Consider the following 14,123-nt stretch of genomic DNA (forward strand, 5'->3'; position numbering starts at 1 on the left):
GGAAACCAGCGGACGGATCGGTCAGTCGAGGAACGGGTCGAGGGAGCGGGTCAGGCCCGGGTGGTCGGCGATCTTCTTGCAGGCGAGGACGACTCCGGGCATGAAGCTCGATCTGTCGTAGCTGTCCTGCCGGATGGTGATCGTCTGGCCGACCGCACCCAGGATCACCTCCTGGTGGGCGACCATCCCCTGCATCCGCACCGAGTGGGCGCGAATCCCTCGCGGCCCCAGTCCCCCACGCGAGCCCGGGTACACCTCGACCTCGGTCGGGTCCGCGTCGAAGTCGGTGTCGCGCGCTGCGGCCATCCGCTCGATGGTCTCGACCGCGGTTCCCGACGGAGCGTCGACCTTGCGGGTGTGATGCAACTCGATCACCTCGGCGGTGTCGAACCACGGTGCGGCCATCGCCGCGAAGCGCATCATGAGCACGGCGGAGATCGCGAAATTCGGAGCGATCAGGCAGTTCGGACCCTCCCCCTCCCGACCGGCCGGACCGAAGGTCGACTCGAACAGGGCGAGGTCCTCGGCGGTGAATCCGGTGGTGCCGACGACGGCGTGGATGCCGTGCATCCCGAGCCAGGGCAACGACAGACGAGCGGCGTCGGCGACCGTGAAGTCGACCACGACGTCGCAGCGCGCATCGGCGAACGCATGGAGCTCTGTCGACAGAGCCACGCCGTCACACGGAGCCGGACCCTCGACGTGGCGATCGACGGCCGCCACCAGAGTCAGGTCCGGGTCGGAGTCCACCGCTGCGCACACGGCGCGACCCATCTGACCTGCTGCTCCATTGACTCCGACTCGCATCGGGCGATCGTAGGTCGAAAACGACGACGGGCCGCCCGACCTGCTCGAAAGCGGGTCGGGCGGCCCGACGTGATCACTCGGATCGACCGACAACACCGGGGACCGGCGGGTCGGTCAGATGGTCAGCGGTGACGACGACGGCTTCCGCCGCCGTTTCCGCCGCCGTTTCCGCCACCGCGGCGGTTGCCGCTGTCGCGATCGGCCTTGGGCCGCTCGCTCTTCGGGCCGAGGTCGCCGAGGTCACCTTCGAGTTCGGCATCGAAGCTGTCTTCGAAGCTCACGGTCTCGATGTCGGAGTCGCTCGACGGTGCGGGCGCATCGTCGCGATCCTCACGCTCGCGGCGAGGAGCCCGCTCACGCCGGGGCGCGTCGTCGGACGGACCCGAATCGGACGAGCCCGAGTCGGACGGACGCGACTCGGATGAGCTGCTGCCATCACCGGCGACGAGCGGCTGGGTCGGGGTGAGGCTGACCTTGCCCTTGTCGTCGATCTCGTCGACCTTGACCTCGATCGGCTGACCGAGTTCGAGCACGTCCTCGACGGCGTTGATGCGCTTGCCACCACCCATCTTGGAGATGTGCACGAGACCGTCACGGCCCGGGAGGATGTTCACGAACGCACCGAACTTGGTGATGTTCACGACACGACCCATGTACACCGCACCGAGTTCCGCCTTGGGCGGATCGACGATGTTGAGGATCGCCATCTTGGCCTCCTCCATGCGCCACGCCTCGACCGCGCCGATGGTGACGATGCCGCGTGCACCGTCGTCGTCGACGGCGATGTCGGCGCCGGTCTCCTGCTGGATCGTGTTGATGATCTTGCCCTTCGGGCCGATGACCTCACCGATCTTGTCCATGGGGATGTAGATCGTGCTGATCTTCGGCGCCGTCTCCGCGATCTCCTCACGGGTGGCCGGGATGCAGGCGTTCATCACGTCGAGGATGGCGAGGCGGGCGACACGGGCCTGGGCCAGCGCGTCGGACAGCACATCGGCGGGGATGCCGTCGATCTTGGTGTCGAGCTGAAGAGCGGTGATTGCGTCCTCGGTGCCGGCGACCTTGAAGTCCATGTCGCCCATGGCGTCCTCGGCACCCAGGATGTCGGTCAGCGTGACGTACTTGCCGTCCTCGTGGATGAGGCCCATGGCGATGCCCGAGACGTGGCTCCGGACCGGCACGCCGGCGTCCATCAGCGACAGGCTCGACGAGCAGACCGAACCCATCGAGGTCGAGCCGTTGGAGGCCATGACCTCGGAGACCAGGCGCAGCGTGTACGCGAAGTCCTCCTGGTTCGGGATGACGGGCAGGACCGCACGGGCCGCGAGGGCGCCGTGGCCGATCTCGCGGCGCTTCGGCGAACCGACGCGTCCGGTCTCACCGTTGGCCCACGGCGGCATGTTGTAGTGGTGCAGGTAGCGCTTGGTGTCGTTCGGCGACAGCGAGTCGATCATCTGGTTCATGCGCGGCATGGCCAGCGTGAGGACGTTCATCACCTGGGTCTCGCCACGCTGGAAGAGCCCCGAACCGTGAGCGTTCGGCAGCACGCCGACTTCGGCGGTGATCTCGCGGAGATCGCCGGGTGCACGTCCGTCGATGCGGATGCCTTCGTCGAGGACGCGGGCGCGCATGACCTTCTTCATCAGGCTGCGCACTGCTTCCTTGACCATCTTCGACTGGCCGGCGAACTCACCGTCGTCGCCGCAGAAGTGAGCGACGGCGTCAGCGGTCACGGCGTCGACGGCGGCGTTGCGCTCGCCCTTGGCCGAGATCGTGACGGCGGGCTTCATCGCCTCGGTCGAGAACTTCTCGACGGCGGCGAAGATCTCCGGGGTGTAGTCGAGGACCGGGGTCCACTTCATCTCTTCGATCGGGCCGTTGGCCTCGATCACCTTCGCGAGGAGTTCGCGCTGGAGTGCGATCGATTCCTTGATCCACACCTTGCACGCCTGGAGTGCGTCGCCGAGGACTTCTTCGGTGACCTTCTTGGCGCCTTCCTCGTAGTAGTAGAACGCGTTCTCGGAGCCGCCGGCTTCGACCATCATCACGGCGACGTCACCGTCGTCGAGTTCACGACCGGCGATGACGATCTCGAAGGTGCCGTTCTCGGCTTCTTCGAACGTGGGATGCGGGATCCATTCGCCGTCCTGGCTGTACGCCATGCGGACCGAGCCGAGCGGCCCGTCGAACGGGATGCCCGAGATCACCAGTGCGGCGGATGCTGCGTTGATGGAGAGCACGTCGTGCGGGTTGACCTGGTCGGCGGCGAGGACGGTGGTGACGATCTGGGTCTCGTTGCGGAAGCCCTCGGGGAACGACGGACGCAGCGGACGGTCGGTGAGGCGGCACGTGAGGATGGCGTCCTCGGTGGGGCGGCCTTCACGGCGGAAGAACGAGCCGGGGATCTTGCCGGCGGCGTACGCCCGCTCCTCGACGTCGACGGTGAGCGGGAAGAAGTCCATGCCTTCACGGACGGACTTCGCCGCGTTGGCGGTGGTGAGGACCTTCGTGCCGGCAATGGTGGCCACGACGGCGCCCATCGACTGAGGGGCGAACTTGCCCGTTTCGAAGGTGAGTGTCTTGTCGGTCCCCGAGATGGGTCCGGACACGGAGATGGCTTCAGCCATGTGATGTTTCCTTTCGATCTCGCGACACCCTGCCGCGAGGCTTCTCTGCGGAGTGCGAAGGCTGGTTCCCGGGTGACCCGAGATCAACAGCGCAAGACTCCACACAGCGTCTCGGAGTCAGCTTCCGGCAACCGGCGCTTCGAACTCCGTCGACCGGACGTTCCGATCACGCAGGAGTGTATCCACCGTGGCGAGAAGAACACGTGATGGACCCGTTGCCGAACGCGAACCGGTCGCGCCCCGACGGAGCGCGACCGGTTGGAGATCGGTGGAGTCGACCCGACGATGCCGGGTCGGACGGTTCAGCGGCGGAGGCCGAGGTTGGCGACGATGGTGCGGTAACGCTCGACGTCGATGCCCTTGACGTAGTCGAGCATGCGGCGACGACGACCGACGAGCATCAGCAGACCACGACGGCTGTGGTGGTCCTTCTTGTGCTTCTTCAGGTGCTCGGTGAGGTGGGTGATGCGCTCGGTCATGAGCGCGATCTGTACCTCGGGGGACCCGGTGTCGGATTCGTGGATCTTGTGCTGCGCAATGGTTGCGCCCTTGGTTGCCATGGTGTTGGCCATCGTGGTACTTCGCCTTCTCCGGAACGAACCGGAAATCGTGTGTCAGGTCGCAACCCGGTGGGACCGGTGTGCATCACGCCTGCGCAGCGGTTCGACAGCGACCTGTCGGACCAGCCCAAACGGACGGATCGATGCTACCGGCGCCCGCACGTTTCCGCTCGCAACCGTCCCGGACCAGCGAGCAACGCCGGGGTCTCGGGTCCGATGGTGCCTTCGCCGAGCCCGACGTTCGCATCCGGCGGTGCGCTGGCGGGCGGGCGGGGTGATTGGTGTCTGACACCGATCACCCCGGAGTTCAGCCGGCGGAGTCGATCAGGAGCGTGCGCGCGTTCTCCACGTCCGACCGGAGTTGCTCGATGAGCGCATCGATCCCGTCGAACTTGCGTTCCGAACGCAGGAAGTGGCTGAACCGGACGATCGCGGTCTCGCCGTAGAGGTCACCCTCGAAATCGAGCAGGTGGGCTTCGAGGAGGGAGGTCTCGGCGTGCTCGTAGAAGGTGGGTCGGCGTCCGAGGTTGATCGCACAGTCGTGGACCGAACCGTCCGGCCGTTCGTACCGGCCGGCGTACACCCCGTCGGCCGGCAGACACATCCGGTTGGACACCTCGACGTTCGCCGTGGGGAAACCGAGGAGGCGGCCGCGCTGGTCACCCTGCACGACGGAGCCGCGCACTTCGAACGTGTGCCCGAGCATCGCATTGGCGAGCGTGACGTCACCGCCGGCGAGTGCACGGCGGATCGCCGTGGAACTGACCGGCTCGTCGACGCCGTCGGCACGCGCCAGCAGTTCCAGTGGCTCGACATCGAAGTCGGCCTCGGCACCGATCTTGCGGAGCAGGTCCACGTTGCCGTCGCGCCCGCGACCGAAGTGGAAGTCCTCCCCCACCACGATCGCCGCCACGGCGAGATGATCGACGAGCACCCGCTGGACGAACGCTTCGGGTGACTCGTTGGCCTGGTCTTCGTCGAAGTGGACCATGACCACGGCGTCGAGGCCGGTGGCCGCGAGCCGCGCCAGTTTCTGGTCGGCGTCGGTGAGCAGCTTGGGTGCCGACTCCGGGCGCACGACGGTGGCGGGATGGTGATCGAAGGTGACGAGCACGCTGCGGCACCCCCGCTCTGCCGCCACCCGTCGGACGTGGTCGATCACGGCCTGGTGGCCGACATGGACGCCGTCGTATGCACCGATCGTGATGACCGACCGTTCGCCGGGGAATGCGGGTGTCGATTGATCGTGGAGAATCCGCACGACCGAAACGCTAGCTCCCGGCGTGGATTCCGACGAAAGGTGCGCACACCCGGTGGCACACATCCGGGACGGATGTCACCGGCTTCGCATGTCAGACGGGCACGATCACCATCGACCTGGCGGTGTGTGCATCGGCTCGCTCGTAGACGGCGGCGAGAGAACCGTCGGGGCGGAACAGCGCCCACGGGCCGTCACCGTCCCAGGCGGGCAGTGGCCGGCCATTCGCGACGAGGTCGACCTGACGGGCGTCGAGGTCGATCCGATCCAGGGTACGGACGGCGTCCTCGACCGGCAGGAGGACGCAGTCGTCGGGGCCGGCAGCTTCGCCGAGCGTGAATCGCCCGACCGCGGTCCGGCGCAGGTTGCGCAGGTGCGCTCCACCGCCGAGGAGGTGGCCGAGGTCCGCTGCGAGCGTGCGGATGTAGGTGCCCGACGAGCACTCCACCGCCGCGAGCAGGACGTGAGGCTCCTCGGTGGGCATGAGCGTGAACGAGTGGATGGTGACCGGGCGCGGCGGGCGATCGACCTCGATCCCCTGTCGCGCCAGTTCGTGCAGTCGCTTGCCGTCGATCTTGATCGCCGACACCATCGGTGGGATCTGCTCGATCGCACCGAGGAGGTGTTCGTCCACCAGCGCCTGGGCATCGACGATGGAGATGTCCCCCATCTCGTGGGTGGCGGTGACCTCTCCGTCGGCGTCGAGGCTGTCGGTCTCCACACCGAACACGATCTCGCCGATGTACGCCTTGTGCGTCTTCTCCACGAACCGCAGCAACTTGGTGGCCTTGCCCACGGCCACCACCAGCACGCCGGTGGCGCTCGGGTCGAGCGTTCCTCCGTGACCGACCTGTCGCTCGTCGAAGCGACGTCGCAGCATCGCCACGACGTCGTGGCTGGTCACCCCGGTCGGCTTGTCGACCACGGCGATGCCGTGTGTCGTCGCCGGCTTCTTGCGCCGCGCCATGTCGAGCGCTGCTCAGCCGCGACGTTCGCGGTCGGCGCGAAGGATCTCGTCGATGCGCTCCGACGACCGGATCGCGATGTCCGGCTTGAAGTCGAGGATCGGTGTCTTCTTCGCCTTGATCTGTCGGGCGATGGACGCCTGCAACTTGACGCGGTAGTCGCCGAGCGCCTCGATGATCTCCTCGTCGCCCTCCTCACCGGCGAGCGAGTCGAAGAACACCGTGGCCCTGTTGAGCTCGGGATCGACGTCGATGCCGGTCACCGTGACGAACTCCAGACGCTCGTCGTCGAAACGGACGAGGTCCTCCGCGATGATCTCGCGCAACGTCTCGCCCACGCGGGCCGATCGCGGATACTTGGGCCCGCCGCTGTTCCGACCGCCACGAGACTGATTCCGAGCCATCACCCGAACCTATCTGCGTCCCCACGGCTGTCTGACACCACCACCGACACCGACACCCGGACGCTCGGCACGCGGCACGGCGTGGCCGCACGGTTCCGACACGCACCGAAACGGGCGACTCAGAAGACGGGTGCCGCCCGGTTCGATCGCTTGAGTTCGGCGACTCCGCTGACGGCGAGCTTCTCGACGGCATCCCACAGTTCGATCGCCTCGACACCGGTCGGCGCCTGGGAGATCACCGGGCCGAAGAAGCTTCCTTCGCGCTCGGTCCCGGGTCGGAACGACAGGATCGGCGTTCCGACATCCGGACCTGTGCGGCTCAGCGCGAGCTCGGTGTCGGACCGGATGTGGGCGTCGTGGGAGTCGTCGTCGGCGTGGGCGATCAACTCCGGGTCGAAACCGGCCGCAGCCAACACCGAGGAGAGGAACGCCTGGTTGTCGTCGCGGGCCTCACGACGTCGATCGTCGCGATGCAGCGCCTCGCCGACGGCCGTGTACCACCGTCCGACCGCCTCCGGATCGTCCGACGACAGCCGGATCTGATCGGCGATGCGCAACGACCGATGGCCGAGGAAGTGACCGGCGCGGTACTCGGGCGTGTACCAGTCCTGGGTGTTCTCCTCGTTCAGGATCCACAACGAGATGAACCGCCAGTCGACGGTGTACGAACGTTGCCGCTGCACGTCGACCACCCAGCGCGACGTGATCCACGCCCACGGGCACACGGGGTCGAAGAAGAAGTCCAGATCGGTCGAAGGGCGCTCGGCGGAGGTCATGGATCGAAGTTAGCGCTCGGTGTCCGAGCCGAGACGACGCCGACTTCCGGTCCGTTGCGATCGCATTCCGCCCCTGGACGCGACGATCCGCCCGGGCATTGCACCGGGCGGATCGTGTCGTCGTCGTCTGGACGTCAGTCGGAACTCGGCACGATCACCAGTTGGGCGTCGTTGCCGGACTGCTGCACATCGATCTGAGCGCTGTCGAGTGCTGCGGCCACCTCGTCGGCGACGCACATCGGCACGCCGTGGGATTCCCCGGTGTGGTCGGTGGGGGCCGGTTGTTCGACGAAGCCCAGCGTGAGACCACCGTCAGGGTTGTCCGGCGCGGGCGCCACACGCAGGCATGCTGCGTCGGGAATGTTCTGGTTCTTGCGGGACTGAGTGAGCAGCGTGGCTGCGCTTTCGGTCAAGGTCAACAATGGTCTTCATCCTCCTGGATGGTCACTCGATGTTCGATGGACACCCGAGCGGTACCCGTGAGGCGACCCGACCCAAACGTCAGGGCCCGACGGTCGACACGACCGTTCGGATCGTCAGGCGAGCACCGGGTGGTGACAGGCGACGAAGTGACCCTCGCCGACCTCACGCAGTTGCGGCTCGACCGAGCGGCACTCGTCGGTGGCTGCCGGGCATCGCGAGTTGAAGCGACATCCCGCCGGCGGGTTGATGGCCGAGGGCAGTTCGCCTTCGAGCATCTGATCGTCGACCGCCACGTCGGCACCGGGGATCGCTGCCATCAGCGCACGCGTGTAGTGGTGCGTCGGGGCCTCGAACAGTTGGTCGGACCCGGCGACCTCGCAGGTCTTGCCCATGTACATGACCATGACGCGATCGGAGATGTTCTTCACCACGGACAGGTCGTGGCTGATGAACATCAGTGACACGCCGTAGCGCTCCTTCATGTCCTCGAGCAGGTTGAGGATCTGGGCCTGGACCGATACGTCGAGAGCCGACACCGGCTCGTCGCAGATGATCACCTTCGGGTCGAGCACGAGTGCTCGGGCGATGGAGATGCGCTGGCACTGTCCACCGGAGAACTGGTGCGGCTTGCGTTCGCCGTACCGCGGGTCGATGCCCACCGACTCCATCAGGTCGTCGATCGTGTCGAGGGTCCAACTGTCGTTCTCGCCCCAGACCCGCAGGCCCTCGGAGATGATCTCGTTGACGGTGCGTCGCGGGTTGAGCGAGGAGATCGGATCCTGGAAGATCATCTGGAACCGGGGACGGATCTTGCGCATCTCCTCCTTGGACAACTTCGTGATGTCCTTGCCCTCGAACCACACCGAACCCGAGGTGGGCTTGGGCAACTGGATCGCAGCGCGCGCGGTGGTGGACTTGCCACAACCGGACTCGCCGACGATGCCGAGCGTTTCGCCTTCGACGAGATCGAAGCTCACGTCGGACACGGCGTGGACGGTGCCCCCGGAGATGGGGAACTCCACGACCATGTGCTCGACGCGTACGAGCACGTCGTCGGTGTCGCGGAGATGAGCTGTTCCTGAGCCGGCCATCAGACGAGTTCTCCCACGATTTCCTTCATCGGTAGACCCGCGGCGTTCTCGCCGGCGTCGAGGTTCGCTGCGAGCGCGGCATCGCCGGCGGGGGTCCCGACCGGGTGGTAGCACGCCCACCGGTGGCCGCCCTCACTGCCACTGTCGCCGTCGAGGGGCGGCTTGGAGTTGAGGCAGTCCGGCTGTGCATGACGACACCGAGCAGCGAACGCACACCCCTGTGGCGGATCGAGCAGATTCGGCGGGCGACCAGGGATCGGCTGCAGTCGCGAGTGACTCTTCAACGCCGGGTTCGGGATCGACTGCAGGAGTGCCTGCGTGTAGGGGTGGCGCATGTCGGAGAACAGATCCGACGTCCTGCCGACCTCCATCAACCGTCCGGCGTACATCACCCCGATGCGGTCGGCGCGACCGCGGGCGACGCCGAGGTCGTGGGTGATGAGGATCATCGACATCTTGCGTTCGATGCGCAGTTCGTCCAACAGGTCGAGGATCGACTTCTGCACGGTGACGTCGAGGGCCGTGGTCGGCTCGTCGGCGATCAGCAGACGCGGTTCACAGGCGAGTGCCATCGCGATGACGACACGCTGGCGCATGCCGCCCGACAGTTCGTGCGGGTACTGCCGCATCCGCTGTTCGGGCGACGGGATGTGGACCTGCTTGAGCAGTGCGATCGCACGGTCCTTCGCCTCGGACTTGGACACCTTGAGGTGATAGCGCATCGCCTCGGTGAGTTGTGCGTCGACTCGCTTCACGGGGTTCAACGACGTCATCGGATCCTGGAAGACCATCGAGACGTCGACACCGAAGAAGTGCTTGGCCTCGCCCTTGGACAACCCGTCGATGTCGCGGCCGCCGATCTCGATCGTGCCGGTGCGGGTGCCGTTGCCGGCGAGCAGGTTGATCAGCGTGCGGGCGAACACCGACTTGCCGGAGCCCGACTCGCCGACGATGGCGAACGTCTCCCCCTCGGCCAGGTCGAGAGTGACGCCGTCGACGGCCCGCAGGGTTCCGGCGGGCGTCGAGAAGTCGACGGCGAGGTCGGTGACTCTGAGCATGGAATCGGTCACAGGCTGGCCTCTCGGATGTCGAAACGCTTGAGCAGTTGGTCGCCGACGAAGTTCAGCGACAGCACGGTGAGGAAGATGACGAGGCTCGGGAACGCGACGACGTGCGGGGCGACGTCCAACTTCGCACGCCCGACGGCGATGATCTTGCCCCAGGTGAGTGTCGGCGGTTGCACGCTCAGCCCGAGGAACGAGAGCGTGCCCTCGACGACGATGATGATCCCGGTCGTGAGGAACGCGAACGAGATCAGCGTGGGCATGACGTTCGGCAGCACCTCACGGGCGAGGATGGACGCACGCTTCACGCCGAGGACCTCGGCTGCCTTGACGAATTCACGGTCGGCGACCTGCAGGGTGCTGGCCCGCACGATGCGCGCCAACGCCGGGATCGCCAGGAGCGACAGGGCGAGGATCACGTTCGCGAGGGACTGCCCACGAATGGTGACGATGAAGATCACCAGCAACAGCGCCGGGATCGACAGCATCACGTTGATGATCAGCCGGACGATGCCGTCGATCACACCACGGTAGTAGCCGGCGAAGAGGCCCATCGCCCCACCGAGACCGATGCCGATCGCGGTGACGGAGAAGCCGACGAAGAGTGAGATCCGCCCGCCGTCCACGACCTGGGAGAAGACGTCCTCACCGAAGGAGGCGTTGCCGAACGGGTACCTCCACGACGGACCGGCGTTGATCGCATCCTGGTTGATCGCAGCGGGATCGCGCAGGCCGGGCAACGATTCTCCGAAGATCCAGCCGAGGACGACGATTCCGACGACGGCCACCAGCCACGCGACGGCGAGACCGAACAGGACGTTGCGGCGCTTGCCGTCACCGCCCGGCGTGGCCGCCTGCGCTTCGGCGGCATGCTGGCTCCCGACCGCGATCTCTTGTGCGACGTTGGTCATGAGTCGGCATCGGCTTTCACTCGGGGGTCGACGGCGGTGTACAGCACGTCGATCAGGGTGTTGGTCAGGATGAACAGCGCCGCGACGATGGCGACGATGGTCTGGACGGCGAAGAACTCACGGCGGGCGAACGCGGCGATCAGGTAGCTGCCCATGCCGTCGAGGTCGTAGATGAACTCCACGACGATGGCTCCGTTCACCAGCTGCGCGATGTTCAGCCCGAGCACCGTGATCAACGTGACCGTGGACGGCCGCAGTACGTGACGCAGCAGGATGTGCGTGTTCGACATGCCCTTCGCCTTGGCGACCGACACGAAGTCCTGCTGCAGGTTCTGGATCATGTCGGCGCGAAGCAGTCGGAGGTACACCGGGGTGGCCGCGAGGCCGAGCACGATCGCGGGGAGCCAGATCGATTTGAAGTGCTCTGCCGCGCCGGAGCTCCACGGCTGGTATCCGGAGAGCGAGTACACGTTGCGCTCGACGGCGAACGCGTAGCGGAATGTCTCTCCGAGCACGAACACCGGAATCGACAGGAGTGCGAAGGCGAGGAAGTTGGTGTTGTTGTCGGCGAGCCGCCCGCCGGCGAAGATGCTGTACAACGCCACTGCGGCCACCACGATCGCGAACAGCGTGGTGATGCGGAAGCCGCCGAAGATCCCGATCAACAGGATCAGACCGACACCGGCCGGCATCGCCCAACTCGGCAGACCTCGACCCTTGCGGCCCGCCTGGTAGGCCGACCAGATGCCGAGTGGCACAGCCAGCACCAGCGCGATCAACTGGCTGTACAGGAACAGCCATGCCGTGCGCGGAAGTCGCTGCTTCATCGTGTCGGACAGCTTCTCGCCGTTCTTGTAGAAGGCCAGACCGAGGTCACGGTCGATGACCAACTGCTTGGTCCACTTGCCGTACTGGACGAACAGATTTTCGTCCAGTCCGCGATCCTCGACGCAGGCGTTGACGTTCTCGACGCTCGCTCCGGTGCCGAGGGCCGTGACACACGGCTGGGAGTTGCGCGACACTCCGAGGTCCTCGAGAGCTTGCTTCGTGCTCTCGTCACCGTTCGTGAATTGGAGCATCGTCGAGACCGCGAAGGTCACGAGGACGAGCACGAGGAGTGCTCCTCCGAGTCGCTTCAACGCGAACTTGGGGCCGGCCGCGTACGCGATCCAACCGCACAGGCCCAGGAAGGCGATGAGCACGAGAATGGCAATCATGGAGTGAGGTCCGCCGTTCGGGGTGTCGGGGTCGGTGGTTGCGGGGACGCCGAGTGGGCGTCCCCGCAACCGAGGTGTTTCAGGTCAGGCTCGTGGAGCCCCTGGTCAGCCGATCCAGGCCTCGTGCAGGAACAGTCGACCTGCGTACTGGCCCACGACTCGCGTCTCACCGTCGATCGTGACGGTGTTGACACCGTTCGTTCCGGCGGCGACACCGTTGTTCCAGTCGGTGAAGCCGAGCCAGATGTTGTTCACGTTGGCCGAGAACTGCTGATTGATCTCCTGGCCGATCCGGTCGAGTTCGTCACGATCGGTCGTCGACCACGCCTCGAAGAGGAGTTCGTCGACCACGGGATCGATGATGCGACCGAAGTTCAACGCCAGGCCCTCGGCGTGGCGGCTGTGCCACCACACCAACTCGAGGCCCGGGTTGCCCTGACCGTGGTTGCGCCATGCGAACACCTCGAAGTCGCCGGAGATCGCCCGGGTGATGAGTTCGGACTGGTCGAACTGGTCGATGACGACGTTCAGTCCGCAGTTGTCCGTCCACATCTTCTGGAAGAGCTCGGCCGTGAGCAGGTTCGACGGCGAGTTGGTCGTGCCGTAGTTGATGACGTCGGGACGGCCGATCTCGTCCAACAGCGCGTTGCCGGCTGCGGCGTCGAAGTCGGGGAAGCCCGGGTCCTCCATGAAGCCCGGCGCACCCTCGGCGAACGGTCCGTTCGCCTTGACGTTGCCGGGTGCCCGCAGCTGCAGGTACAGGTCGCGGTCGGTGCACAGTGCGAGCGCCTCGCGGATCTGTGGGTTGTCGAACGGCGCCTTCGCGTTGTTCAGCATCAGGTAGCCGGTCTCCTGGTCGGCTGCGGCGGGAGCGATGGTGTTGCCACCGTCGACCCATTCACCCTCCCAGAACTCCTTGTTCTCTCCGTCGCTGTCCTGGTTGACGTTGGCGTCGCCGGACTGCATCGCTGCGCGCCGGGCCGAACCGTCGGGGTTCGGGCGGAACTCGATGCCATCGAGGTACGGCAGCGGTTCGCCCGCCGAGTCGGTGCGCCAGTAGTCGGGGTTCGCCGACAGACGGGTGACCTCGTCACGCACCTGCTCGTCCATGGTGAACGGCCCGGTCGCGATCATCAGATCGCTGGCGCGGGTCTCGCTGTCCCAGAAGCTGGGGGCGATGAGCCAGCCGGTGCGACCGGCGATGTTCTGTCCGAACGTGGCGAACGGCTTGTTGAACGTCACCGTGACGGTCTTGTCGTCGGTCAGCACGATCGAGTCCGCCGGGTCGCCCGGGTTGTCGGCGCTGACCGGCGAGCCGTTCACGAGGTCGAGGAAGACCTGTCCCTGCAGGATGCCGCTCGCCATCTCGATGAGGCTGCGCTGCACGGCGGCCGCGTCGGCAGGCGTGCCGTCGTGGAACGTGACGCCGTCGCGCATCGTGAGCGTGTGGGTCGTGAAGTCGTCGCTCACCTCGTACGCCTCGAGAAGGAACGGCTGGATGGCACCGTTCTCGTCGACGATCGTCAACGTGTCGGCGACCTGGTTCATCACCGAGATGCACGCCACCGCGCAGTTGGCGCCCGGGATGTCCCACGTGTCGGACTCGGCTTCGAGCAGGGCGACCAGTGTGCCGCCTCGGGTCACGGCCGACGGGTCGACCGGCTCTGCATCGCCGGTGTCGCCTTCTGCGTCGCCGGTGTCGCCTTCGGCATCACCGGTGTCGCCTTCGGCATCACCGGTGTCACCGGCATCCTCACCACCGGTGTCACCGGTGTCGTCGGCGACCGTGTCGCCGGTGTCGTCGGCGACCGAGTCGGCGGTGTCGCCGCCGGTGTCACCAGTGTCTGATCCACCATCGCTGCTCCCGCCACAGGCGGTTGCGATCAACGCACCCGCCAGGAGCGGAGCGGCGACGAGACGTAGACGTCGTTGCATGAGCTTCCCCCTTCACGCGAACCCCGGGTGGGTTCGACTTCTCAGGAGAGTATGGCACCCGTCACACGGCAGAAGAAATCACGGA

At 66.3% G+C, this 14,123-nt stretch carries 13 protein-coding genes; all 13 read right to left on the bottom strand.

The annotated features are described in order from the left end of the window. Window positions 1–21: 21 nt before the first annotated feature. Window positions 22–807 carry a 4-hydroxy-tetrahydrodipicolinate reductase gene (dapB, locus tag ABJK40_RS21385; protein WP_348482044.1) on the bottom strand — a complete coding sequence of 262 codons (786 nt, stop codon included), beginning with the start codon at window positions 805–807 and terminating at the stop codon, window positions 22–24. Between the two features lie 122 nt (window positions 808–929). After that, on the bottom strand, window positions 930–3,434 hold the full coding sequence (locus tag ABJK40_RS21390; RefSeq protein WP_348482046.1) for a polyribonucleotide nucleotidyltransferase: 2,505 nt from the start codon (window positions 3,432–3,434) through the stop codon (window positions 930–932). A 302-nt stretch (window positions 3,435–3,736) separates the two neighbouring features. Beyond that, window positions 3,737–4,006 (bottom strand): 30S ribosomal protein S15, encoded by a 270-nt coding sequence (gene rpsO, locus ABJK40_RS21395; RefSeq protein WP_348482048.1) that lies wholly within the window; start codon window positions 4,004–4,006, stop codon window positions 3,737–3,739. 295 nt (window positions 4,007–4,301) lie between these two features. After that, window positions 4,302–5,255: a bifunctional riboflavin kinase/FAD synthetase gene (locus ABJK40_RS21400; protein WP_348482049.1), complete on the bottom strand. Its 954-nt coding sequence runs from the start codon at window positions 5,253–5,255 to the stop codon at window positions 4,302–4,304. A gap of 91 nt (window positions 5,256–5,346) precedes the next feature. Continuing rightward, window positions 5,347–6,219 (bottom strand): tRNA pseudouridine(55) synthase TruB, encoded by an 873-nt coding sequence (truB, locus tag ABJK40_RS21405; protein ID WP_348482051.1) that lies wholly within the window; start codon window positions 6,217–6,219, stop codon window positions 5,347–5,349. Window positions 6,220–6,231: 12 nt separating this feature from the next. After that, window positions 6,232–6,621 (bottom strand): 30S ribosome-binding factor RbfA, encoded by a 390-nt coding sequence (gene rbfA / locus ABJK40_RS21410; RefSeq protein ID WP_348482053.1) that lies wholly within the window; start codon window positions 6,619–6,621, stop codon window positions 6,232–6,234. A gap of 119 nt (window positions 6,622–6,740) precedes the next feature. After that, a complete protein-coding gene (locus ABJK40_RS21415; RefSeq protein ID WP_348482055.1) occupies window positions 6,741–7,397 on the bottom strand; it encodes a DsbA family protein in 657 nt (218 codons plus the stop codon). A gap of 134 nt (window positions 7,398–7,531) precedes the next feature. Further along, window positions 7,532–7,810, bottom strand: a complete 279-nt coding sequence (locus ABJK40_RS21420; RefSeq protein ID WP_348482057.1) for a hypothetical protein — start codon at window positions 7,808–7,810, stop codon at window positions 7,532–7,534. Window positions 7,811–7,933: 123 nt separating this feature from the next. Then, the gene (locus ABJK40_RS21425; protein ID WP_348482059.1) at window positions 7,934–8,911 is read right to left on the bottom strand and encodes an oligopeptide/dipeptide ABC transporter ATP-binding protein; all 978 of its coding nucleotides are present in this window, start codon (window positions 8,909–8,911) and stop codon (window positions 7,934–7,936) included. Then, window positions 8,911–9,969: an ABC transporter ATP-binding protein gene (locus tag ABJK40_RS21430; RefSeq protein ID WP_348482061.1), complete on the bottom strand. Its 1,059-nt coding sequence runs from the start codon at window positions 9,967–9,969 to the stop codon at window positions 8,911–8,913. Before ABJK40_RS21430 ends, ABJK40_RS21425 begins: the two co-directional genes overlap by 1 nt. 8 nt (window positions 9,970–9,977) lie before the next feature. Further along, complete coding sequence (locus ABJK40_RS21435) at window positions 9,978–10,886, bottom strand: ABC transporter permease (RefSeq protein WP_348482063.1); 909 nt, start codon at window positions 10,884–10,886, stop codon at window positions 9,978–9,980. Beyond that, window positions 10,883–12,103 (bottom strand): ABC transporter permease, encoded by a 1,221-nt coding sequence (locus ABJK40_RS21440; RefSeq protein WP_348482065.1) that lies wholly within the window; start codon window positions 12,101–12,103, stop codon window positions 10,883–10,885. Before ABJK40_RS21440 ends, ABJK40_RS21435 begins: the two co-directional genes overlap by 4 nt. A 105-nt stretch (window positions 12,104–12,208) precedes the next feature. Beyond that, entirely contained in the window at window positions 12,209–14,038 is a 1,830-nt protein-coding gene (locus tag ABJK40_RS21445) for an ABC transporter substrate-binding protein (protein WP_348510395.1), read from the bottom strand. Window positions 14,039–14,123 lie beyond the last annotated feature (85 nt).

It is taken from the genome of Ilumatobacter sp., from assembly GCF_039969435.1.
GTDB lineage: Bacteria > Actinomycetota > Acidimicrobiia > Acidimicrobiales > Ilumatobacteraceae > Ilumatobacter_A.